Source organism: Aquicella lusitana (genome assembly GCF_902459475.1).
GTDB lineage: Bacteria > Pseudomonadota > Gammaproteobacteria > DSM-16500 > DSM-16500 > Aquicella > Aquicella lusitana.
This window is the reverse complement of record NZ_LR699115.1, coordinates 166,220-189,185: the sequence shown is the minus strand read 5'-3', so window position 1 is coordinate 189,185 and position 22,966 is coordinate 166,220. Positions and strand designations below refer to the sequence as shown.

Sequence of the window (22,966 nt, the reverse complement as noted above, 5' to 3'; positions counted from 1 at the left end):
CTAAGAGGAAAAGTCTCGGGTAATTTCTATAATCTGTTCTCTTAACCATCGGTGGCCATGGTCATTGTCATAGCGTTGATGCCATGCGAGACAGAATTCAATATCGGGAATTTTAAATGGCAAGGGTCTTACTACATAACAGGTATTATCTTTGTAAAATAAGGTCATGGATCGAATAACCGTTCCGATCAGGTGATCAGATTGTTCGATTATCTTAAAAATAGGGGTAATAAATGGTAGGCTGATTTGAATATTTCTTTGGTAACCCAGTTTTGCCAGGAATTGTTCAATGATCGGAGGATAGTGAGGATTGTCTGCACGTACTGCCACATGTTTGTTTTCAAGATAATCTTTTAGCGTGATTTTCTTTTTTGCTGCTAAGGGATGACGGCGGTTGAATAACACAACGCCCGTATCCTTAAATAAGATCTGCTTGATGATTGGGCGTTGGATATCAAAGATTTTTCCTATTCCTAAATCATAATCGCCTTTTTCAAAAGGCTCAGCACTATTTAAATGGTAAACAGAGACAATAGAAATTTTCATGTTAGGTGCTTTTTGTTGTAATCGCACCATTAATTTGGGCAATATCAATACCGCCATATAATCTGACATGCCGATTTTAAAAACGCGTTCCGAAGTTTCAGGTTCAAAGTGTTGTCCAGAGACGACAAGACTATGGATTTCTTGTAATAACTGATGTAGCTGCGGCCGCAAGGATTTTGCATAGCTTGTTAATACCATATGGTTTTTTTCGCGGATTAATAAATCGTCCTTAAATATTTCGCGTAACTGCTGCAGATTATTGCTCATTGCTGCCTGAGTAATAAAAAGCTTTTTGGCCGCTAACGTGACACTCTGTTCTAAAAGAAGAGCATCAAGTGCAACTAATAAGTTAAGGTTGATGCGATGAAGGTCCATAGTTATCTCCCATCATTTTAGCTGCATAAGTTTAGCTGATTAAGGTAATAAGTAAAATAAATTTCAATTATATCCAAAAAAGTCGCATACTTATCGACAATTCTAATTATTATTCTTTAAGCAGGTTTTTATGTTTATAATCATTGTCCTATTGGCAATTATGGGTTTGATTGGCACGGATATATTTGTCCCTTCGCTGCCTGCCATTGCAGAAATATACCATCAATCGCCCAATCACGCGCAGCTGACCATCAGCGTATTTTTGGCAGGTTTTGCGCTTTCGCAGCTTTTTTACGGACCTATTTCTGATGCAGTTGGACGCAAACCACCTCTGATTGTGGGCGTGATCATTTTTATTTGCGGCTCACTTTTATGCATATTTGCGCCTTCATTTAGCTTGTTATGTATAGGCAGAATTATTCAAGGTTTCGGTGTCGGCGCCGGGCTGTCTTTAGCACGCGTCATTTTACGTGATTGCTACAAAGACACACTGCTTGCGGTCAAAACGGCACAAATCGCTATATTCGTTTCTCTAACGCCAGCGCTCGCACCATTTTTTGGTGGACTATTGCAGCAGCAATTTGGATTTCAGGCCAGTTTTGTTTTTATGCTCGGCTACGGTTTGCTGGTCTTGTTTTTGTTAATGACGCGATTTCAGGAAACGCTTCAGTTCAAAAATCCAGACCAGGCTATTCATACTATTTTGGTACAATATGGCCAGTTGCTCAGAAATACAGCTTTTATGAAATATGCAATTATTGCTGGGCTGGCATTTACATCAATTATTTTATACGCAAATATTATGCCTTTTATTGTTCAAAGCGAGCTGAATCTTTCGCCAGCTAAAAATGGCCTAATCATTCTCATTGCTGCGCTCGGAATCAGCCTGGGTTCATTCATTAGCAGTCGCGCAGTCAGGCATGTATTGCCAAAACAATTAATCCATGTTGGATTGATGATTTTTGCGATCAATGGATTACTGTTGCTGGTTGCTAATTATATTTTTGGAACCACATTAGTATGTTTAGTCCCGCTTATCTTTTTGATAACCATGGCATGCGGCTTCATTTTTCCAAACGCCATTGCTCTTTGTTTTTCAGAGATAAATTGTCATGTCGGTATTGCAGGAGCAATTTATGGTTCCATGCAAACATTTATTTCCATGCTAGCGAATTTTTTATTAAACGCGATTCCCCATCAAGGCCAGGCTTTATTGGGCGCGTTTTACCTAGGGATTGGTTTAATGGGATTGGCTTTAAAACGAGATCGTGTTGGCATATACTGATTGATTCTGTCATTGCATTTTACATAGCTAAAATCTGTCTGGTGAGACGCTTATTTTAATGAAGGTGCATCATGTTATTAAAAGGATCCTGTCACTGTCAGTCTGTTAATTTCGAAGTAGAATCTTATACGCCGTATCCTTTCATGCGCTGCTATTGTTCTATTTGCAGGAAGACAGCAGGCGGTGGCGGCTATGCGATCAACATCATGGGGCAAGCTGAAACATTAAAAGTAAACGGAATGAATCACGTGCAAGTTTATCATGCTATATTAGGTAAAGATAAGCATGGCAAGCCTAAAACCAGCACAGGGCGCCGGCATTTTTGCAAACATTGCGGCAGTTACTTGTGGATTTTTGATCCCAGCTGGAAAGAATGGGTTTATCCTTTTGCTTCGGCCATCGATACACCGCTGCCGAAACCGCCCGAACGGATACACATGATGCTGGATTTTGCTGCGAGCTGGTGTGAAATCCCTACGGGCAAAAATCAGATTCACTTTGCCCGTTATCCAGAAGAATCCATTGAAGAGTGGCATAAGCGGCATGGCTTATATGACGAGCAAGTTTAATCAAGTTAGAGCACACTTTTAGCCGACGGGATGACATGCATGTCACACGCGAGATCGGGATCTGTCCATATTGATCAACCAGAAAAGGAGTTATTTCAGCTTCAGGAAATAAAACAGCTTTGTTTTCAGTATGTATATAATTTAAATGTGGATAGCAAAGGTAATACTAACGACTTGCATGAGGAAGTTATAATTGCATTCAAATTAGCGTCTTTGTTTAATACACAACAAAACGAAAATGCTGAACTAACGGAAATTAAATATGCTATTAGGCATATCCTGGCCCAGCATGCAACTTACTTGGTCTACCATGCTTCACATAATAGTTTCTATATCAAATTGCTCGACTTTGTTAAAAAAGGAAGTAACCTCAACGATGAATATTTAGCTATTTTATTTCCCTCATTAAAATGGTACGAACATGATGGCAGAAGTATCAGTGAATTAAAAAGGCATGAATTTATTCTAACGGATGATGGCACTGATTTTATTCTTCTACAGCCGTTATTCGAACAGGCTTTTTTGCGGGCTAATCATGGGATAGAGCCTTTATATGCCTATATTGATCCTCTGTCAGAGGAAGAGAGGTCCTTGTCGCCCGAGGAAATAAAATGTGTTCATCAGCTGATTCCGCAGGCCAAGTACTTTACTAAGGCTGCGATGGAGCGACTCAACATGCCGGCGATTAATTTATCCCAGGCGCTGGATAAATTAATCGCCGCTTTAAAAAAAGGTGATGTTGAACATGACGGTAGTGAAGAAGTGGCTGCAAAATCTGCAGCCTATGCCGTTCTTGAGTTCGATTATCTTTATAAACAACTGCATGTAGGAATAAAAATCGCTTTAAGACGTATGCTGGAAGAAATTGCTATTTACGATGAATTGCCAAGTCTTGTGAAAGAGTGTGTTCAAGGTAGCCAAATCAAGCTTAAAACTGTGCTCAATAAGCACCGGGATTTTTTGTCTGCTATCATGATGGGCCGTGGCTCACTTCGAAAAGGCAATCAGACGGACTGGGGCGGCTGCAAGGACGATTTGATTCAACAACTCAAACACCCGAGTGAACATTTTGATGCGAGCCGTATTACTCAATTGGCTGGATTAGTTTTAGGAAAACTCAATGAGTATTATCATAAAAGTAAAAAGCCCTGCCAAAAATTATTGAGACAATTGGTTTTATACATTTGTGAATATGTTGTTAAGCAGATTAGCGAAGTTGCACCGGCTAACAGATTGGATGAATGGCGAGCCTATCTTAACTTACTTTTTTCAATACAAGAAACTTGCCACAATTTTGATTATTTGTCTGTGAATGAACAAAAAAGCAGACTGGCTGAAATCAGTTTTCGGCTTGCTATCGTTTCAATAAAAACCCCAACGGATATCTTTTTTTCTGCCGGCAAGATTCATTCGTCTGTTTTTGCATCTAAACCCACTAAAACAACCCTGTTCAATCTCCATTTTGTAAAATTTATGGATGATAATAAAAAGGCGTTCCACTCGGCAGGATTGAAAAGTGAAGTTATTCTGTCTGATGCTGGTCGCATTGACAAAGAACATTATAAGCAGTGTATTGCCAAAGATAGTCGGCTATTTATACCGCTTGATGAAACCATACTTTCTTTGGTACCCCGATCGCGTACCCATCGGATCCCGCCTTCTCATTAATTTTTGATCGTGAGGAAGCGATCTGGTGCGTTGAGAGCTTTTACCAAGCTGCGTCATCCCCGTCTACGCGAGTTGCTATGCTGTATTAAGAAAGACCCCACCAGTTAAAATAGTTTGCGACCAACAAACTAAACAACGGAGGGGTCTCATGAAACAGTACGATTATACAGGGAAAGAGGTATACGTTGGTATAGATGTTCATAAAAAGACCTATTCTTGCGTTATTATTTGCGAAGGAGAAGTAGTGAAACGAGATACAATGCCAGCCAAAGCTGAGATATTGGTAAGTTATCTAAAAAATACGTTTTCTGGAGCGGTCATCAAAACTGCTTACGAAGCTGGATTTTCTGGATTTCATCTGCATCGCTATTTGGTCTCCCATGGAATAAATAACATAGTGGTCCATCCTGGTTCTATTGAAGTAGCCTCCCGAGATCGGGTCAAGACAGATAAACGCGATGCATTAAAAATAGCCCTACAATTATCTGCTGGGCGATTGCATGGGATCTTTGTGCCAAGCCAAGAGCGAGAAGAGAAACGTAGCATGACGCGATTACGGACAAATATATTGAAACTACGGCATCAAGTTGGTCAGCAATTTAAAGGACTATTATTTACTCAAGGATTAATAGAAGTAGAAGATGATACGGTGATTTGTCCAAGATGGTTATCTCAAAAGTTAAGTGAAGTGGAACAGGGGAATTATTCAAACGATTTTTGTTATAGCGTTCATCAATATGCTGAGCAATGGATGCAATTGACGAAACGAATGAAAGAAATAGAAGCAAGGCTTGAAATTCAGGCAAATGATGAAAAAAGTCTGCAAATGATTTATGAAAGCGTCCCAGGGATTGGCCCAATTCATGCAAGACAATTAGCCAATGAGCTGGGTAATATGATTCAGTTTAAAAATGAAAAACAGTTATTTAGTTTTACAGGACTAACGCCGAGTGAGCATTCATCGGGTGAGCATACTCGACAGGGTCATATTACACGACAAGGAAATTCAGTATTACGCAGAATTTTTATAGAAGCAGCATGGATAGCCATTACAAAAGACCCGAGCCTGAAAGAAATATTTAATCGTCTCTCGAATAATCGAGGAAAAAAGCGTGCAATCGTTGGTGTTGCACGACGATTAGCAGGCCGTATTCGATCTTGTGTATTAACAGGAGCATTATATGAAATAAAACCAACTCAAGAAGCTTGTTCGCTTCAGGAAAAGGTTGCCTGACCTCGTTCAGTCATCCTGTGAGTCTGTAATTTTTAGGGACCACGTTCGCGAGTTTGGGGCAGGCATTATAAGACCGAATGAACAACTTGTGCGCGTTTTTACGGAAACGACCACGAATAGCAGATTGGCCTACAAGGTCTAGTGATAGGATCGGTATAAGAGCTGGCTTCTGAGTTGGTTTTAAATTGAAAAATAAGTGCTTTTATTAGCAGGAGATGCCGCTATGCGCAAACTTGAAAATACACATAGCGGGATGACTGGGAGACTAAAGCCGGGATGATAAGTGAACACTCTCGGTGGTTTGCTTCCTTTTACCCAGTAAAATCAAAGAAACTGGCAGTGGGAAAATGATCGGAGAGATCGAACTTCGGCCACATGGTTTCGTTGCCTAGGTCGCGCAGGATATAAACTTTATTAAACGCAACGCTCGGTTTAGCATGTAGGTTACTATAGAGAACATAATCGATACGACTGCGCCCATTGCTTACTGCCATCGTATCAACCGTGCCATCGAAGGAATAACGGTAACCTACGTTATCAATCAAATTGACGTGTAATGTTTCAAGCAGATGATTAACTTCATTGTTAAATTCATTAATATTAAAGTCACCACCCATTAAAACCGGCTGATCTGCGGGAATATTGAGGCGATCAATGAAATTTTGCATCTCTTGCAGTTGTTTTTGCCGTGCTCTAATATCTTCGTCCTTGCCATCAGCTTGCAAGTGTGTGCCGAGGATGTGATAGACTTTGCCATTTTTGTTAATGGCTGCGTAAACAGCGCCTTTTGCAGCAAGGCTGTCAAGGCCTTCGCTTGCATAATAGACAATCTGGTCTTCCTTAAGGATGGGCCATTTGCTGAAAATCATGACACCACCTGTGAGAGCCTTCGAAGTATCATGACCTACGACATTGGTATGATAAGGGTAATAAGGCTGCATTTTATCAATAATGGTATTTCGATGGTTCCTATCAAATAATTCTTCCAAAATCACAACATCATATTGTTTAATCTTAGCAGGTATGTCTACTGCGCGCGTGCCTGGCTGGTTAAGATCGTCCACTGCTCCTGCATAAAACGGCATCAGCTGCGTATTGTAAGTTAAAATACTAATTTTCTGATTGGAAGCAGTATCAAAGTTGATATTTTCCGGACGATCAATCACAAAGTGGAAATTACTGTAGAGATTTCCCAGGGGGAGCCAGCTTCGAGCATAAAGGGTGAATGCGTTTCCCCAAAAGGTACTTGTTATCTGTTCAAAGTTACTTTGCTTTAGTAAGGGTCGTGCAGATTGGTTTGGAAGCGCAAGTTCCTCGGATATTTCCGAGCCAAAAACACTTTTCCCTTTTTCAAAAAAACTGATTCGTACCGCATCAGCAGGATAGCCAGCGTGGCTTGCGGTTAGGTCAAAGCGATAGTGTTGATCCGCTTTTACATCTGTATTGCGGCTAAACCATAATACCTGTTTGGTTTCATAAGGCGCTAAAGTCAGCGTTTCTCCATCCCAATCTTTCCCGCGTTTAAAGTCGGTATCCTGGGTTGAAAGCGTGGTTTGAACTTGAATACTGTCACTGGTATTGTTAGTAAGAGTGACGTAGCTATAAGCAAAAGTAGTTTTAGTTTGAGCTGTTGCGGCGGTAAGCCAGCAAAGTCCACAAAATAATAATATGAGCTTCCTTAGCATAGTGCATCTCGCTATTGATTTTAGATATTCACTTCTGGCAATTTAATTGCCCGATGATTCTACTCTTGTTGCGGGCAAAAATGCCAATAAAATATTTTCCTGTTTTGCAAAACGGCCAGTGTCTTGCCGGTGTGGAATTTAATAGGGATCTGTTAATCGGGCTGAAGATGGAAAATAAATTGGCGTAACCGCATTGTATATTATAACATGGCGAAAAATAGAGTCTTTAGAGGAAGTATCCTTGAAGATAAATGCTTATCATATCGATGCTTTTACGGACAAACTATTTTCCGGCAATCCAGCCATGGTTTGTGTGCTGGAAGCGTGGCTGCCTGAAGAAGTGCTGCAAAAAATCGCAGCAGAAAACAATTTACCTGCGACCGCTTTTCTTGTGCGCACACAAGACGGGTTTGATATTCGCTGGTTTGCGCCCGAATACGAAATAGACCTTTGCGGACATGGCACACTGGCTTCGGGGTTTGCGGTATTCAATCTCATTGAGCCCGACTGGCAGGAAGTCAATTTTTACCATCGCTCCGCTGGTTTGCTTCGTATTAGTCGACATCAGACAGAAATTGTGCTGAATTTTCCGGTAAAAAATACAGTCGCCTGCGAACTTCCTGCTATTTTGGTCGAGGGATTGGGTATGAAGCCTAAAGAAACCCATCAATTTAACAAAGAGCGGCTGCTCGCAGTGCTTGAAACAGAAGAGGATGTCAGGCAGTTGAAGCCTGATTTGTCGCTACTAAAGCAACTGGCCCATCGCGGCATTATAGTAACGGCGCCGGGTAAAACGGTTGATTTTGTTTCGCGGGTATTTTATCCCGGGAAAGCTATTTCGGAAGATCCTGTTACTGGCTCGTCTTATTGTCTTTTAGTTCCTTACTGGGCAAGACAATTAAATAAAACACAATTTCAAGCCCGACAGCTTTCGCAGCGCGGCGGTGAGGTGCGCTGTGAGTTGCATTCTGATCATATCCGATTGTATGGAAAGGCGATTCTGTACAAAGAGGGTGTTTTATTTTTGGATTAATACACCGTATTTGATAACTAAAATCTGGGTTTACCCAAAGTGAGGGTGGGAACGGATTCTGCATTATCATTTTTTGCATCATCCGGATTTGGCTTTTCAAGCTTAGCTTGGAGTGCAACGAGAAGTGGTTCGAGTCTGATTTTAGCTTCCTTCAGGCTGATCCTCTCTTCCGGATTGGTCGCTGTCATATCATAGATCAGTGAGTAAATACTCTTTCGCTGATCTCGAGTAAGATAAAATCCTTTTAATTGAGCCAGGGCGTACTTTTCATTCTCTCTATCAAAATGAAAATCTACTTTGCATCCATGATGTGTACCTTTTGCTTGCATTAAGCCAAACATGGCAGCTAGCACCATGCCGAATGAATATATATCAGCTGCTTCACCGTTTTTAATATATCGTTGGGTAAAAAATTCGGGCGCGATGTATTCAATTGTGCCGGCAATTTCAGTCGCTTTAATCTGGTTAAGGTATTCTTTGCGCAGAGCTTTCTCAGGATCAATAAGGCGAATTCGATGATTTTTTTTATCGATATAAATATTTTCAGGCTTCACATCGAAATGTATCCACCCGCTGTCATGCAGTAATTGAAGCTCATCCATGGTATCCACTGCATGACGAAAAAGTTCAATTACTTGGACTAGTGTGGGTTTCTCTATATCCTGAAAGTGGTCAATGAAGTCAAAAAGGTCTTCACCTTCAAAGTAAGGTAGAATGATATCAATCGCTTTACTGCTTTTTCCTGTTTTTCTTTCCAGATAATCGTACGCCAGATTGAGCGCCATCATTTTTTCTGCTTCATCTTTTATTCTGGCTATTTCTTTTTTGCCTTGAGATGATTTGGGTTTTTTAATTTTGAAACTTTTAGCTAAAATAGCATTTCCCGTGCTGCTATCCAGATAGCGCTTTAAAACGCTTGTTGTCCCTTTTTTGTATACTGTATCTTCGTCACCTTTGACAGCAAAGCCGCCTTTTGCTTTTAATTTCCTGTACTCAACTTCATTTGCCATAAAACTGATCGGATTGTTAGAGTTATTTTGATAGCGCGTCCGCACCCATGAGCTGTTCACACTGGAAACCGTTTTAACCGATTCATTCTTTTTAAAAAAGAAGCTGAGAAAAAACATGGATGCATCCTCTATGCTGATCGATCATGAAGACATTTCGTTAATATGGGAGAGAGCATACGGTTTTAACATTAAGGAATTATTAAGTACTATCCCTGTGCAAGCACGAAGAATCTCTGCAACAGTAAGAACAACTGTTGCAGAGGATAGAGAGTTTATGAGGCTTCTATAGCAATATTATGTCCTTCTGTTAGCGGGAAGCTTGCATGATGAGGCGCTTTATCGCCCGCTTTTAATGCCATATAAAATACTACGCAGGTTAATAAAGCAATGACAATGAAATCCATGCCAAAAGAAATCACATTTTTGCCTTCCCCAAAGCTTCCCAAATAGGAAATCAGGGTTAGAGCGGAGAAATAGGGCAGGATCCACCACGCGGCGCGCCATTGTTTGGCCCAAATATTATTTTTTTGACGTAAACAATAAATAGAAAAAAAGACGACTCCCAGACTTAACGCGATCATCATGCGGTATACCGTTTGCCAACCTGTCCAGAAGATTAATAAATTGCAAATGTAAAAGGCGACCAGAGCGATCGTATTGGCATAAGGCAGCATAAAGGGACGAGGTGCGTCCGGCTGGGTTTTGCGCAAGCCTACCAGTGCAATGGGGCCGATAATATAAGAAACAATAAAGCAGGAGATAATAAAGCTCACCAGTTTTTGCCAACCGGGGAAAGGTAAAAATAATAATAGTCCCACGGCATAGTTCAGTATGATGCTGCGCAGGGGCACACCGTTTTTTGTCAGTTTTTTTAATGCCGCGGGCAAAAATCCGATACTGCTTAAACCATATCCCACGCGCGCTGTGGATGCGGTAAAGACAAAGCCAGTGCCAAAAGGTGAAATCAGCGCATCAGCATAGATAATCATTACAAACCAGCCAAGGCCGAGTGCAGCCATCATCCCAGAAAAGGGCCCGCTGTCACCAGTGTAATGCAAGTTATGCCAGCCTGAGACGAGTGCCGCAGGTGTCACAGCGCCGACAAAGGCAATTTGTAACAGTGCATACAAAAGGGTGCAAAATAGCATTGAGCCAATCAGCGCCAGCGGAATGCTGCGCTGTGGGTTTTTGGTTTCACCGGCTAATTGCAGTACGGTATTCGATCCGATGAATGAGTAGATGACGCCGCCCAAGGGCAGTGCGGCAAAAACGCCATGCCAGCCTAAAGGCGTAAAACCACCTGGAGTTGCATAAAAATTTGCGCTATGGAAATCAGCGCTGATGAGTAAAATAATGGTTGCAATGGGAACTATGAGCTTGATGCTGGTAATGATATTGTTTGAGCGGCTGAAGAAGCGCGCGCCATAATAATTCAATACACACATCAGAAACATGATGGCTGCTGCAGCTGCAATCCCTATGGTTGATAGAACGCGGGCTTCGCCGGTTTTTGTCATCAGTGGGGGAATATAATTGGCTGCATATTGTATTAGCCCCAGTGTTTCCACGGGCGCAACTGCAACACTTGAGATCCAGACCATCCATCCGATCATAAAGCTGACAAGCGGGCCGTGGCTATACTGGGCAAATTGAATCATGCCACCCGCAACCGGAAAGGCGCTACCCAGCTCGGCAAAGGTGAGTGCAATAATAATCATGAGGATGCCGCCGATAATCCATGATAAAACAGCAGCAGGCCCTGCGATCTGCGCCGCGAAGAGTGGCCCAAATAGCCAGCCTGAGCCGATGACACTACTGATACCCGCAAATAAAAGAGCAAATGGTCCGATTGCACGCTGAAACTTCATGATTCTTATACCTCTGACAAAGTACACACATAGCCGTTGTCTTGCATCTCACCCGGCGCCTGTCTTAGCGTTGCAAAACAAAGTAAATAGCCGCTAAGACAGGCAACTAAGGCTAAGAAGAAGGAGGTTGTCTTGTAAAGCAGGAGTAGATAAATATGCGGATGCAGCAACATGATGACCAGGCACAGCTAAACGGCATGCATACCGTTTTGAGGTCTGTTGGAGCCTGTTTTGATGGTCAATCATTGCAAAATACCTTCGTTAACTGTAAATAAATTTATCAAGCGGGAGGAGTGGGTGTCAATATTTTTTTGCCGTTCTGCTTAAAAATAGCGAAGAAAGTGCTACTATTTAAGTTTTCATTAAGCGAACGAGAGCATATGGCCAGCAAAATGCTTTATCGACTGATCTATGACATTTTTGCCAGTGGCGAGATAATACTATGAGCGCTAGTCATGACACAGCGCCACCGTCTGCGCCTAAAAAATTAACTATCAGTCATGTCATCAGCGAAGCATGGGCGCTTGTAACGGGTGTGAAAATGCCTATATTTATCCTTTCGCTCATCATGTCAGGCGGATCGCTTCTGTTGACTTTTACGATCACGTCCTTTGCTTATTTTTGGGAGGGTACCTTATCACTTGTGCTTTCACTGATTGTGGCTTGCTTTGAACTTAGCTTGTTTTGGTATGTGCTAGCCGTATCAGCCATGGTGGGTGTGCGGCAATCGGTCGGACTTTCCGTGAACCTATTGTTGATATTCTCTCAATGTCTGAAGGTAAAAGATAAATTGTTTTATTTATTTTTGCTCTGGCTGCCGCTTATTCTGTTGTATGTAGCTATTACCAATCTGGCTTTACCGCATGGATTTATTGGTGTGCTGCTTCATTTAGTGACTTTTCTTATTTTTCTTTTTTTAACGCTACCCATGCTCGTATTTGCTTTACCACTTATCGTTACAAAGCAAATCGATACGCTGTCCGCCGTCAAAAGTGCTTTTGACAAAATGGGACAATATTGGCTGGAAGTGATCGTATGCTACCTGATTATTGTCATCCTTACTTTTATTAGCATGATACCGTTTGGCATTGGCCTGATTTGGACAATTCCCATGGGTTTTAATGTGATGGGTATTCTTTTCAGGGATGTTTATGGATTAAAAAGATTGGCCAAACCGGAAAATGCACAATAAAGATTTCCAGCAATATCTGCTTCTTTTAAAACATGGGTATGCGAGAAAAACGGGTGTGATAGGCGTTTAGTTGATTTTTTAATAATGAGGTAATCATGATGCGTAAATTTATTTCAATTCTGTGTATGGTGCTGCTGACGCTTGGGCTTGTGATGCATGATGCCCAGGCTAAACGATTTGGCGGAGGAAGGAGCTTTGGCATGTCCCGATCCATTAGCAATCCTACTCGCTCATTTGGCACACCACAACGCAGTGGCTTATCGAATCCTTGGGTGAATCGTCTGGCGGGACTAGCGTTGGGCGGCTTGCTGGCGTATCTGTTTATGAGTAATGGCCTGGCAAGCGGTATCATCGCCTGGCTGCTTGTCGCGGGTGCGGTTTTATTGTTGGTGAGTCTATGGCGCCAGCGCAAACAAGCCATGGCACAATCAGGAGCCTATAATACTGCGTTTAAAAATCACTACTTATATAATGCATCCCATCCTGCCAGCCAGGTGGCTGGGTCAGGCGCTTTTCCTGCCGATTTTGATTCACAAACTTTTTTGCGTGATGTCAAAGCGCAGTTTATTCAATTACAGGCGGCCTATGATCAGAAGAATACAAGGTTGATAAGAGAATTAACCACGCCCGAAGCATTTGCAGAAATTCAATTGCAATTACATGAGCGCGGAAATGCAGAAAATTTTACCGAAGTAGTGACATTAGATGCCGTATTACTCGATACCGCTACTGAGTCTACCATTCTGTTTGATCGCGAAGAAAAAATACCAGTAGCCAGCGTACGCTTCTCTGGAATGATCCGTGAAGATAGCAATGAACCTGCGCTTGCATTCAATGAAATTTGGCATTTCCAGAAAGATATGAAAAGTTCGCGCTGGATTGTTGCCGGTATTCAACAGAGTTAATAGAAGCGGGATGGTTAAGCGGGGTGTAGAGTGAAGTTCCCTTAATCAGCGTCTGAAAATCTCAGACGCTGATTGTGCGGGAATAACAATCAGGTTCTTACTGTTTGCCATGAACCATCTGCCTGACGGCAAGCAACGCCATAAACTGTTTTTCTCTTGCCATCAATAATCGCAGAAGTACGATATTTGCGGCAGTTAGGATTGCCGTTTACAGTCATTCTTCCGCTAACGGGTGTGACGGTATAGCGTGTGCCGGATTTTTTGTTTCTCCAGTGCGTGGATTTGTTGGTTGGATTATTTTCCATCGCATTGGTTGCTCTCATATTGTCTGAGCTGTCCATGGAATGTCCAATTGCGCCGCCGACTAAAGCACCCACAATTGCGCCTGCTCCAATGGCTACTACCTGTCCTGTACCTGAACCAATCGCGCTGCCAGCAAGGCCGCCTACGACTGCGCCAGTCACAGCGCCGATACCAGTGTTTTGTTCACGAGTATTGGTTGAACATGCTGCCATACTGATACACAAGATTAGAAGGAAAAAGTTAGTTAAAACGCTTCGCATAAGAACCTCCGTTAGCTATTGGACCCGATCTTCCATGTGCTATCCACCCTGTTCGATATGATGAATGACAAAGCATGGTGTTAACAACCTTTTATTTTAAGGGAAAGTAGGGTCATTGCCTACTTAGGGTTATTACTTAGAGAGTTTCTTTGGTAGTAATATCCAATACTGTCCAATACTCTTCATGTGACCGGCAACAAAAGCTGCTTTCTCACCCGCGCCCCAGTAAACATCGCCTCGTACGATGCCATTGATGGCGCCTCCTGTATCCTGGGCAATGAACAGTTGCCGCAAAGGGACGGTTGCCTCTTTAGATGGATAAAGCGGCCTATCTGTCTCGAGCCAGATAGGGGCGCCTAAGGGGAGGTATCGCTTATCAACAGCGAGTGAACGCCCTGTTGTCAAAGGTACATGTTCAGTCCCGAGCGGGTCATGACCTTTTAGCACCTTGAAAAATACATAAGAAGCATTGTGATTTAAGACGGGTTGGGTTTGATCAGGATGCTCTGTCAGCCAGGCGCGAATGGCATCCATGGAAAGATGTTGCTTATCCAGTGCATGATTTGCAACTAAGACTGACCCGATTGCCGTGTAAGGGCGACCATTATGGCCTGCGTAACCAATCAATAATTGCTGGTGATTAGGTAGTTGTACCATTGCAGATCCCTGTATCTGAGCGAAGAAAACGTCAATGGCGTTATTGCTCCAAAACAGAACTTTCGCTTTTCCATCGATGGCGCCGGTTTCAATAGCTTGCCGGTCAGGATAGGGGCGCAAGCGATGATTTTTTAATTGCCCTACAATGGATTTCCCTTTAAATGCAGGCTGAAATTCACCCAAATTGACCTGCACCAGGTCGTTTGGCAACCCATAGATTGGGACTGTATATTGTCCGTTTTTTTGCAAGTTCACGAATAACAAGGGTAAGTAATAACCGGTAAATAATCCCTGAGTGGAGGAGCCGTTTTTGACAAGATAAGGTTCAAACCAGTTTTCGAAGAATTGACGCGCTGTGATCATGTTAATCGTTTTTAAGCGATTTGCTGCGTAACAGATGGTTTGCCAGTCACGAACCGACGCCGCTTGCGGAGGTCCAAAAGGTTGGTCAGGTTGTCGTTTTAAAATTTCAGTACATGATTGTTTAAAGGCAGTAAACGCCAGGGCTAAATTATCCTGATTCCAACCATGCAGGCGATTGAACGTTGTTTTATCCAGACGCATGGATGGGCTTGAGGGCCGGAAATGATGAAATGCAAACACCACCGCCAGCGCTACGATGAGCAGACTGGCGCCAATGATTTTCATTGGATGGGATAGCATGGGTCATCCTTAGCAACAGCGGCGGTAAAATTACCTTTAATGTAACCCTGGTACACTTATTATCTCGATAACATTCTGCCTGACATTAGAAGTGGGTTGCGATTTTGGAAAGCGGAACAAACTCACTGGAACAACGGAGGCATTATCAATGTCAGATTGCACGGTGCTTTCTTCCATCCGTTCTGAAACAGGAGAGTGCATTAGCCTCTGTCTTTTAATAAAAGTATATTGAATTTCACCTTTAATACCATGATTGAAATTAAATTCGGTAGGATGATGATTCTTTTTGCCATCAACCCGAGCCTCCCACGTAAACTCTTCAACTGCCTTAGCAACAAAGTGCTCGATAATCGCCAAGGTGATTGATTTCCCGCGGCATATCCTTGATCCGGAACCAAATGTGGCTAGCGGGTTTAAGATATCATAGTGTTTTTGATGTTCTTCAGGATTAAATTCTTTGGCGGTTTCACCCCATTCCGTTGTATCCATATTCGCTTCCCACGTAGTGTAGTGAAGCTCGTCACCCGCCTTGATGAAAAATTTTTCTTTTATGTCCCCTTTTTCATATTCAATAATAAAATCTTCCAATGCTTTTCCAGGTTGAGCATAGATGGTTGTATAACGTCTCCCAATTTCCATCACCAGCACATGAAGGTCTTCCTTGCTTAAGTTTTTCTGTAAATACTTGCTGCGAATTTCATCATTCCCGAATTCGACCAGCACGTGATCCAAGAATTTTTTGATATTATCCCCGCCAGCAAAAAGCAATGAGATGATAATTTGTCTTATTGTCTCTGCATCTGTTTTTTTAATATATTCATCACTCAGATAAAATGCTTGGTTTTCCTTCATGATTAAATCAATAAATGGATCAAGTTTAGTCTTGGCCGATTCCCGAAGCTGCGCAAGGTTTGCGTATGGATTGGTAATGCACCGAAAAGCTGCGTCAGAAATTTCCTCAATGGTTTGGGATAAACGGTGAATCCATTGATCTTCCCAAGTCGCTTCAGGATAAAATCCTCTTAGAAAAATTTTTAAGGCAAAAAATCGGAAATCAAGCTGGATAGTTTCATTTTGATTTTCCGCTTTTCTTATTTTCTCCATCAATTGGTTTATTTCTTCTTTCACAATACTTACAAAGCGCTGCTTAAAGGGGTTGTCTTTATACCATGTCTCACCACCTTCAATGGATTTAATTGTCAAAGTTGAAATCATTTGGTGAGTGAATGCCGTATGAATAGAATGTTCTGCGCTTAAAACGCCCATGCCTATCGCTTCCAATACAGAATCAAAGGCTCTTCCACCGCCAATTTTAGGAGACTCGGGGTGTTCATCATAATAAGCAGGAGAAACGGTTTCAGTACGGGGGATCTTGCGTAACTCATTTAAAATAACGGGATTACCAATAGCAACAACACGCTGATATACCTGTGTCATGGAAGGCGATAAAATTGGGAGTATCAATACCTTAACTTTATCTTTGGGGAATTTTGCATATTCTTCTTTAAGAAAATGATGAAATGCGTTTGGATCTCTTCCCCCATCATGCTTCATCGCGATGGTATAAGTATTGTGCGCGCCGCTAATGTAATTAGAGAGCGTTCCTGTGATCTGATAAATCATTTTGGTAACAGTATCTGTGTTATTTTCAACATCACGCTTAATAGTCACCTTTGCTTTTAGATGTGTTTGACGATGATTAACTGCTTTATGGAACATCGCTATTTTCCTTCCAGTATTATTTCGGACTAACTATTGCTAACGAAATCGTTAAAATAAACGAACGAATGAAAAATATTCACCTTTGCCTAAAATATGGTTATTTTTTAGGCAAATCCTTACTTGAGGGGATATTACAATATATTATATGCATTATCAATTTGAACACTTACTTCCAAAAGAGCCGGCGAACATCGAATATGCAGACTGTTTCAAACTGAACCATGCTATATTAAAAGCGATCGATACTTTTTACGCCTGACGTCAGCGAGAGAGAGCATAGCAGACGTTTCGCTGCTCAAGGAATGAAAATGAAACCACACAGTATGGAAAAATCCGGGCTCTATTTATTTAGCCTTTTTGGCTTTGAAGTGAGACTCGACTGGTCATGGTTTTTTCTGGCGATCCTCGTTGCCTGGTCGCTCTCCGTCAGTTATTTTCCATTCAATTACCCGGATCTGGATACGAGTACTTATTGGACTATGGGAATCATTGGCGCTATCGGGCTTTTTCTTTCTATTATTTTCCATGAGCTTTGTCATTCGCTGGTGGGCCGTCATTATGGTTTGCCTATTGCAGGTATTAAGCTGTTTATCTTTGGTGGTGTTGCGGAGATGCGCGAAATGCCGCCTAGCCCCAAAGCGGAATTTATGATGGCGATTGCAGGGCCTGCTTTTAGTATTGTGATTGGTATTCTGCTTTACATTCTTTTTCGTGCGGGCACGCTCGCCAATTGGCCCGATGAAGCCAATGGAATCATACGTTATTTGGGGCTTATTAACATTATCGTTGGTATCTTTAATCTTCTTCCCGCCTTTCCGCTGGACGGCGGTCGCGTACTTCGGTCGTTTCTCTGGTGGTGGAAAGATGATTTGCGCTGGGCAACCCAGGTGGCTGCAAGAGCCGGGGCGGGATTTGGATTCGGTATGATTTTATTCGGACTGCTCCTGGTGATCCAGGGTGCTTTTATTTCCGGTCTGTGGATGTTTTTGCTCGGCTTCTTTCTTCAATATCTTTCCAAAACGTCTTATCAGGAATTACTCATCAGGGAACTTTTTGGCAATGAATCCATACGAAAATACGTCAAAACAGATCCTGTTGCGGTGAATGCCAATATTACATTGCAAGCGCTCGTTGACGATTATTTTTATAAATATTACCACAAACTCTATCCTGTCATGGAGGATGAAAAGCTGGTTGGCAGTATTTCATTTAATGATATCAAGCAGACTCAAAAGGAAAAATGGCCTTCTTTGCGTGTGCGAGAAATCATGCAGACTTGTCCATCTGAAAATGTGATAGATGCGGACACTAAAGTCATCCGTGTGCTTCAGTTGATGTCTGCGCAAAATAATGGACGCTTGATTGTAACAAAAGCCGGCAAACTGTACGGCATCATTACCCTGAAGGATTTAATGTCTGTTATTTTTATCAGAATGAACCTGGAGATAGGGGAGGGAGAGCGAAGCTAATTTGTACTTTTAATTTTCGTTTCTGGCGTATGATGCATTAGCTTTTCCAAGGATTCTTTTTCTTCTTGAATAATTTTTAGCATGCCTTTGCCGAGTCTCGCCGGTGGCGAAAAGAAACCACCGCGTTTTACTCGAAAGAATTTTCCCAAAATACTGTCTTTGTCATCCAATATTTCCTGATAAAGATGAATTTTAGCTATGGCAGAAAGCGGGGAATCCTGAATGACTTTAAACAATTTTTCCTTTGTCATATTGGCCTGATTAACCAGGTTTATGATCTTATTCTTTTCAGCGAGAGGATCAATTGAAGGAGAACTTGTCTCTTGAGTTTTTTCATTTGTCTTTTCTTTCGCGCGCAATGCCTTTAAAAAAGACTTGATTTCTTCCGGAGAGACTTTTTTATAATCCAGAACCTGAGGACGATAGTTGCCTAAAAAATCAAGCACAGCAAATTGTTTTTCTTTAGCAGCCCATAAGGCCGTGTCCCAGAAATAGCGGTCACTCTTAATAAAATTGGTAGCTCTATCCAATACAGCAAGCATGTCTATGTCCCCTTTTTTAACGGCATGAAGAGCAAGCGTTAATCCACCTCCATGATCAAAAACCAGTTTCTTTTTGCTTGTCAGGAATTGGATGACCTTTTCCTGCTGATGATCAATGGCAGTGCTTGCGATCATCCAGGAAAATTCATCAAAACGCTTTTCGTTTTTCATCAGCATTTCACTAAGGACAGAAGTATTTCCATACTGTGCGGCTATTCTCGCCAATTCATAGAAGGTTTCTTCATCCACTTTGTCCGCAAACGAGGAGAAAAGGTGCAGCATCTTACTGTCGCCATGGCACGCTGTTGAGGCAAAAAGCAAATCTGCTTCGGGAATCAGTTTTAATTCAGACAGAATATTATCAACCGTATCGGTATGCCCATTTATCGCGGCCATGCGTAATAATGTATTTTTTTTAATTTCACCTTTCTCGCTGCGGTACCAGTTTTCAAGCTGAGCTTTATGGCGTGTTATGGTATGCGTTTCAAGATAGGATGGAGAAGATTTGAGATCTTTCAACATGGATTCAATGGCCGGTTTTTTATCAGGTGTCGTACAAATCGTCGTACTAAATCCCGTTACGGAGTTATCTTTTCCTAATCTTCTATGCAGGTCGATGTCAACTAACGCATTATTAATTTCTAACGCCAATTCATTGGCGGACGTTATTGTCTTGACTGGTAGACTGCTGGGATTAATAAACAACCACGCACCATTCTCATAGCAAATAACAATTCGATGTACAATGCTTTCTAAAACAACAGAAAATGCTTCATTATTTTTTTGTGCTGCTTGAGTCAAAGACGAACAATATTTGAATAGCTCATCCTGGGTATACATGCCAGACCAGCTATCTGGTATTAAAACATCTGCTTCAGCAACTGCTTTATCCTGATGGATGGATTGATGCGTCTTCGCTATTTTATCCAATTTTAAAGAGCCGGCAATCGTTGAAATTTTCTGAAGGTTATTTTGTGTTAATTTTTCACCGAATATTTCCAAACAGCGTTCTGGGTATTGGTATAAATAGATAATGTTATGTGTTGCCAGCATGTCAATAATATCTTGATTATCAATATCTGAAGGAATTTCATAATAATCGAATTCAAAATCAATAGATTCCAAGTCATCGACAACATTTTTAGTGTTAACATTTTTAATTTTCCGTGTTTTTTTACTTTCATCTGCTAATTGTTTTTGAAGGGCTTCAATTTTTTCTTTGAAAGCGTCCTTGTCAAATCCTAAATAGCTATTACCACCGAAGGCCATCCATAATCGGTACAATTTATCCATACGCTGGGAGAATGCATGAATTTCACCGGCTAAAAATGCCTGAACCGCAAGCATGCCGATGCCTGCGCACACGCCGGATTCACTTACCTGTGAATCGGAAGTGCTTATTGCATTCATGATGTCAATGATGAAATCTTGGTCGTATTCTTCTCTGGCATTCATATTATTTCTCTTTGTAAAACAAAGGATTAAATTACGCCAGTCAGTGTTGTTTCTCCCTACTAGTATAGATTAGTTTAGTACTTGATGGTGGGCCTTAGAGATGGGGTTTTTTGAAGCTATTTTTTGCATGTGGCTTTCAGTATTAACGATCAATAATTACGGTCCAGGTTCATTGTGAGCAGAATGTTTCTTTTCTTTTTTATCGTTTAAAAAATACAGATCGCTATTCTTTTTTACCACCGTCGTCGCTTCGGATATTTTATCAGTGTTGATAGCGCGATCAATAATTTCTGTCTCAGATAGATTGACGGCAGCTAGTGCTGATGCGGTTAATAATAAAAAATAGAATCGCTTTTTTTCTGATTTCATGCTTGCTCAGTCGCGTCTATGGGTTCTACTGCTGTTGTTTTATCGAAGTGAATCAGTGTATCAAATTGATAAGGCAGTCGAGTAAAAAAATAATGACTGGTGCGCTCACTTTCTGGCCGGTAAATAACGCCAATAGCGCGTTGCAGTCGAGGAAGATGCAGGTAGTGCTCAAGCTCTTGGTTACCTCGCAGGTCAAGTTGAAAAGCGTCCTGTCCGACATCATGAAATAATGTTTCGTAACTTCCTTCAAGACCTGGATTGATGCGCTTAGATTCTTCTTTTCCGTCCCAATCGGATGCTGCAGTGACAAATCCTTCATAAGTGGAAAAGCCAATAGAATAAACCTCGAGATGTTGTTCCCGCACGAATTGCCCAAGGTTCATTTCGCCTTGTTCACCCATTTCGGTAGCGCGGGCATCACCTATATGAGAATTGTGTGCCCATACAATAATTTTGGCAGGCTTGTTAAAGCGATTTTCGAGATGGTCCGCAAGCACGGTGAGTGTTTCTGCCATATGCTGGTCACGCACGTTCCAGGAAGCGACGTGGCCTTCGAACATGGTACGATAATAAGTCTCAGCATTTTTAATCAACCGCGCATTTTGTGACGCATAGAAAAATTCATCTGCGGCGGACAGCTCATCCTGTTTTACATAATCAAATGCATGGTGCTGCAATTCGATGATTTGTTCAATGGCTTCCTTTTGGCATCCTTTTTTTATGCCTGAGCTGGTGAGATAGCCATAGGTTTGTGGATCAGGTTTGACATGATCAAAGCAAGCGTAACGTAATCGTGCGCGCTCGGCTGCTTCCGGATCCACTTTTGCCAGGTAGGTAATGACAGCCTGTATGGAAGTGTATAAGCTGTATAGGTCGAGACCATAAAAGCCGACTTTGTGATCTATTGAAGCCAAATGATCGTTATGTGTGCGTAGCCATTTGAGGAAAGGCGGGATTGTTTTGTTGCGCCACATCCATCGTGGAAACCGCTTGAAGCCGCTTAGGGCTTCGTCACAATTCTCTTTACTGCCGGCTCCCTGCAAATAGCGATGGATGCGATAGGCATCTGGCCAGTCGCCTTCGATAGCGACAGCCATAAAATCTTTTTCCTTGATAAGTTCTTTTGTGATGTCGATGCGGGCTTGATAAAACTCATGTGTCCCGTGAGAAGCTTCACCAATCAAGACAAAGCGTGAGTCGCCAATTTTTTCGAGCAAGGATGCGTAGCGATCTTTCATCGAAAGTGGTTTAACAGTGTTTGTCAGGAGATTGACCAGATGATGATAAGCTTCTTTGCTCATGCTAACTTCCTTATTAATGGATGCAGATGCAATGCTTCTTGTTGCTCCTTTCTGAAATAGCATATCAAAATTTTGGGTTATTAAGGACAAAATATTCCTTGGGCGATGCTCTACAGATAAGTATTTCATTATGGCTGCGCATCGTGCGAAAATTTAACTCGCTGTCATAAAAAACAAAATAGTTAGGGGGAAACAAATGGATTTGGCCGATTTGAACCGGAAGATAATGAATATAAAATCTAATCCTCGTCACCAGGCGCTTCGCAAGAAAGATGCAAAAGCAGATCCGTTTGAGCAATTTGTTATCTGGTTTAATGAAGCACTGCAATTTGAACCCTATCCGGCCAATGCCATGGTGTTGGCAACAGTGGATGAGAAGGGGGAGCCGGATGCGCGAGTCGTTTTGCTTAAGGAACTGGAAAGTCATTGTTTTATTTTTTATACCAATTATGAAAGCAAAAAAGCTAAGCAACTTTCCAAACATAATGCGGCCGCGCTGAATTTTTATTGGCCCCATACTGCGCGGCAGGTCAGAATTCGCGGAAAGGTAAAAAAAGTGGAACGAAGTAAAAGCGAATCCTATTTTGCTACACGACCTAGGGAAACCCAGTTAGGCGCACAGGCCTGGATTCAAAGTACAGTTTTGGCTAACCGGGAAGAATTAAATACAAAATTCAATGAAGCGGAAAAAAAATTTTCGGGACGAGTTATTCCCTGCCCGGACTATTGGGGTGGATATGCGCTGGTTCCTTTTGAGTATGAATTTTTTCAGAGTCGAGATTGGCGGGCGCATGACAGGCTGCTTTATATTCTCGAGAACCAGCGGTGGAAAATCATGCGTTTGGCGCCCTGATA

General features: G+C 41.9%; 19 protein-coding genes. 9 read left to right on the top strand and 10 right to left on the bottom strand.

The genetic code is table 11. From position 1 onward, the window contains the following. Positions 1 to 921 carry a LysR family transcriptional regulator gene (locus AQUSIP_RS10925; protein ID WP_114834374.1) on the bottom strand — a complete coding sequence of 307 codons (921 nt, stop codon included), beginning with the start codon at positions 919 to 921 and terminating at the stop codon, positions 1 to 3. 130 nt (positions 922 to 1,051) lie between these two features. Between AQUSIP_RS10925 and AQUSIP_RS10920 the strand changes: the two genes are divergently transcribed. The 4 genes from AQUSIP_RS10920 (at position 1,052) to AQUSIP_RS10905 (ending at position 5,677) form a co-directional block, all read left to right on the top strand. After that, the gene (locus AQUSIP_RS10920) at positions 1,052 to 2,206 is read left to right on the top strand and encodes a multidrug effflux MFS transporter (protein WP_114834375.1); all 1,155 of its coding nucleotides are present in this window, start codon (positions 1,052 to 1,054) and stop codon (positions 2,204 to 2,206) included. A 71-nt stretch (positions 2,207 to 2,277) separates the two neighbouring features. Next, a complete protein-coding gene (locus tag AQUSIP_RS10915; protein ID WP_114834376.1) occupies positions 2,278 to 2,775 on the top strand; it encodes a GFA family protein in 498 nt (165 codons plus the stop codon). Positions 2,776 to 2,814: 39 nt separating this feature from the next. After that, entirely contained in the window at positions 2,815 to 4,443 is a 1,629-nt protein-coding gene (locus tag AQUSIP_RS10910; RefSeq protein ID WP_114834377.1) for a hypothetical protein, read from the top strand. Positions 4,444 to 4,591: 148 nt separating this feature from the next. Continuing rightward, positions 4,592 to 5,677, top strand: a complete 1,086-nt coding sequence (locus tag AQUSIP_RS10905; RefSeq protein ID WP_197737807.1) for an IS110 family RNA-guided transposase — start codon at positions 4,592 to 4,594, stop codon at positions 5,675 to 5,677. 311 nt (positions 5,678 to 5,988) lie between these two features. On the opposite strand, the gene AQUSIP_RS10900 is transcribed toward AQUSIP_RS10905, so the two are convergent. Further along, the gene (locus tag AQUSIP_RS10900; RefSeq protein ID WP_114834732.1) at positions 5,989 to 7,362 is read right to left on the bottom strand and encodes a sphingomyelin phosphodiesterase; all 1,374 of its coding nucleotides are present in this window, start codon (positions 7,360 to 7,362) and stop codon (positions 5,989 to 5,991) included. A 241-nt stretch (positions 7,363 to 7,603) separates the two neighbouring features. Here AQUSIP_RS10900 and AQUSIP_RS10895 point away from each other — a divergent pair, with 241 nt between their 5' ends. Beyond that, a complete protein-coding gene (locus tag AQUSIP_RS10895; protein WP_170131831.1) occupies positions 7,604 to 8,395 on the top strand; it encodes a PhzF family phenazine biosynthesis protein in 792 nt (263 codons plus the stop codon). A gap of 17 nt (positions 8,396 to 8,412) precedes the next feature. Here AQUSIP_RS10895 and AQUSIP_RS10890 read toward each other — a convergent pair whose 3' ends face one another. After that, the gene (locus AQUSIP_RS10890; RefSeq protein ID WP_114834734.1) at positions 8,413 to 9,522 is read right to left on the bottom strand and encodes a protein kinase domain-containing protein; all 1,110 of its coding nucleotides are present in this window, start codon (positions 9,520 to 9,522) and stop codon (positions 8,413 to 8,415) included. A gap of 155 nt (positions 9,523 to 9,677) precedes the next feature. Beyond that, entirely contained in the window at positions 9,678 to 11,273 is a 1,596-nt protein-coding gene (locus AQUSIP_RS10885; protein ID WP_114834735.1) for an APC family permease, read from the bottom strand. Positions 11,274 to 11,715: 442 nt separating this feature from the next. On the opposite strand from AQUSIP_RS10885, the gene AQUSIP_RS10880 reads away from it, so the two are divergent. Together AQUSIP_RS10880 and AQUSIP_RS10875 are read left to right on the top strand one after the other, a co-directional pair. Beyond that, positions 11,716 to 12,465, top strand: a complete 750-nt coding sequence (locus AQUSIP_RS10880; protein ID WP_114834736.1) for a DUF2189 domain-containing protein — start codon at positions 11,716 to 11,718, stop codon at positions 12,463 to 12,465. 95 nt (positions 12,466 to 12,560) lie between these two features. Further along, positions 12,561 to 13,370 carry a Tim44 domain-containing protein gene (locus tag AQUSIP_RS10875; RefSeq protein ID WP_232058701.1) on the top strand — a complete coding sequence of 270 codons (810 nt, stop codon included), beginning with the start codon at positions 12,561 to 12,563 and terminating at the stop codon, positions 13,368 to 13,370. Between the two features lie 89 nt (positions 13,371 to 13,459). Here the strand turns inward: AQUSIP_RS10875 and AQUSIP_RS10870 are convergent, their stop codons facing one another. The 3 genes from AQUSIP_RS10870 to AQUSIP_RS10860 all read right to left on the bottom strand — a co-directional run bounded on the left by AQUSIP_RS10870 (position 13,460) and on the right by AQUSIP_RS10860 (position 16,972). After that, positions 13,460 to 13,885 (bottom strand): RT0821/Lpp0805 family surface protein, encoded by a 426-nt coding sequence (locus AQUSIP_RS10870; RefSeq protein WP_114834787.1) that lies wholly within the window; start codon positions 13,883 to 13,885, stop codon positions 13,460 to 13,462. A 180-nt stretch (positions 13,886 to 14,065) separates the two neighbouring features. Further along, on the bottom strand, positions 14,066 to 15,253 hold the full coding sequence (mltA, locus tag AQUSIP_RS10865; protein ID WP_114834737.1) for a murein transglycosylase A: 1,188 nt from the start codon (positions 15,251 to 15,253) through the stop codon (positions 14,066 to 14,068). Positions 15,254 to 15,289: 36 nt separating this feature from the next. Beyond that, positions 15,290 to 16,972: a cytochrome P450 gene (locus tag AQUSIP_RS10860; RefSeq protein ID WP_114834738.1), complete on the bottom strand. Its 1,683-nt coding sequence runs from the start codon at positions 16,970 to 16,972 to the stop codon at positions 15,290 to 15,292. 311 nt (positions 16,973 to 17,283) lie between these two features. Here AQUSIP_RS10860 and AQUSIP_RS10855 point away from each other — a divergent pair, with 311 nt between their 5' ends. Further along, positions 17,284 to 18,444, top strand: coding sequence for a site-2 protease family protein (locus AQUSIP_RS10855; protein WP_170131833.1), 1,161 nt, complete (start codon positions 17,284 to 17,286; stop codon positions 18,442 to 18,444). Here the strand turns inward: AQUSIP_RS10855 and AQUSIP_RS10850 are convergent. From AQUSIP_RS10850 to AQUSIP_RS10840, 3 genes are all read right to left on the bottom strand, one after another. Then, positions 18,441 to 20,441, bottom strand: coding sequence for a hypothetical protein (locus tag AQUSIP_RS10850; protein WP_114834740.1), 2,001 nt, complete (start codon positions 20,439 to 20,441; stop codon positions 18,441 to 18,443). The two genes, AQUSIP_RS10855 and AQUSIP_RS10850, sit on opposite strands and share 4 nt — an antisense overlap. A gap of 156 nt (positions 20,442 to 20,597) precedes the next feature. Continuing rightward, positions 20,598 to 20,810: a hypothetical protein gene (locus AQUSIP_RS10845; protein ID WP_114834741.1), complete on the bottom strand. Its 213-nt coding sequence runs from the start codon at positions 20,808 to 20,810 to the stop codon at positions 20,598 to 20,600. Beyond that, positions 20,807 to 22,111 carry an erythromycin esterase family protein gene (locus tag AQUSIP_RS10840; protein ID WP_114834788.1) on the bottom strand — a complete coding sequence of 435 codons (1,305 nt, stop codon included), beginning with the start codon at positions 22,109 to 22,111 and terminating at the stop codon, positions 20,807 to 20,809. The genes AQUSIP_RS10845 and AQUSIP_RS10840 overlap by 4 nt, the downstream gene beginning before the upstream one ends. Before the next feature lie 226 nt (positions 22,112 to 22,337). Between AQUSIP_RS10840 and pdxH the strand changes: the two genes are divergently transcribed. Beyond that, positions 22,338 to 22,964 carry a pyridoxamine 5'-phosphate oxidase gene (gene pdxH, locus AQUSIP_RS10835; RefSeq protein WP_114834789.1) on the top strand — a complete coding sequence of 209 codons (627 nt, stop codon included), beginning with the start codon at positions 22,338 to 22,340 and terminating at the stop codon, positions 22,962 to 22,964. Positions 22,965 to 22,966: the final 2 nt, after the last annotated feature.

Coding starts and splice junctions, on each gene's coding strand:
- AQUSIP_RS10925 (WP_114834374.1), bottom strand. CDS start 921: ATGGACCTTCATCGCATCAACCTTAACTTATTAGTTGCACTTGATGCT.
- AQUSIP_RS10920 (WP_114834375.1), top strand. CDS start 1,052: ATGTTTATAATCATTGTCCTATTGGCAATTATGGGTTTGATTGGCACG.
- AQUSIP_RS10915 (WP_114834376.1), top strand. CDS start 2,278: ATGTTATTAAAAGGATCCTGTCACTGTCAGTCTGTTAATTTCGAAGTA.
- AQUSIP_RS10910 (WP_114834377.1), top strand. CDS start 2,815: ATGTCACACGCGAGATCGGGATCTGTCCATATTGATCAACCAGAAAAG.
- AQUSIP_RS10905 (WP_197737807.1), top strand. CDS start 4,592: ATGAAACAGTACGATTATACAGGGAAAGAGGTATACGTTGGTATAGAT.
- AQUSIP_RS10900 (WP_114834732.1), bottom strand. CDS start 7,362: ATGCTAAGGAAGCTCATATTATTATTTTGTGGACTTTGCTGGCTTACC.
- AQUSIP_RS10890 (WP_114834734.1), bottom strand. CDS start 9,522: ATGTTTTTTCTCAGCTTCTTTTTTAAAAAGAATGAATCGGTTAAAACG.
- AQUSIP_RS10885 (WP_114834735.1), bottom strand. CDS start 11,273: ATGAAGTTTCAGCGTGCAATCGGACCATTTGCTCTTTTATTTGCGGGT.
- AQUSIP_RS10880 (WP_114834736.1), top strand. CDS start 11,716: ATGAGCGCTAGTCATGACACAGCGCCACCGTCTGCGCCTAAAAAATTA.
- AQUSIP_RS10875 (WP_232058701.1), top strand. CDS start 12,561: ATGATGCGTAAATTTATTTCAATTCTGTGTATGGTGCTGCTGACGCTT.
- AQUSIP_RS10870 (WP_114834787.1), bottom strand. CDS start 13,885: ATGGCAGCATGTTCAACCAATACTCGTGAACAAAACACTGGTATCGGC.
- mltA (WP_114834737.1), bottom strand. CDS start 15,253: ATGCTATCCCATCCAATGAAAATCATTGGCGCCAGTCTGCTCATCGTA.
- AQUSIP_RS10860 (WP_114834738.1), bottom strand. CDS start 16,972: ATGTTCCATAAAGCAGTTAATCATCGTCAAACACATCTAAAAGCAAAG.
- AQUSIP_RS10855 (WP_170131833.1), top strand. CDS start 17,284: ATGAAACCACACAGTATGGAAAAATCCGGGCTCTATTTATTTAGCCTT.
- AQUSIP_RS10850 (WP_114834740.1), bottom strand. CDS start 20,441: ATGAATGCCAGAGAAGAATACGACCAAGATTTCATCATTGACATCATG.
- AQUSIP_RS10845 (WP_114834741.1), bottom strand. CDS start 20,810: ATGAAATCAGAAAAAAAGCGATTCTATTTTTTATTATTAACCGCATCA.
- AQUSIP_RS10840 (WP_114834788.1), bottom strand. CDS start 22,111: ATGAGCAAAGAAGCTTATCATCATCTGGTCAATCTCCTGACAAACACT.
- pdxH (WP_114834789.1), top strand. CDS start 22,338: ATGAATATAAAATCTAATCCTCGTCACCAGGCGCTTCGCAAGAAAGAT.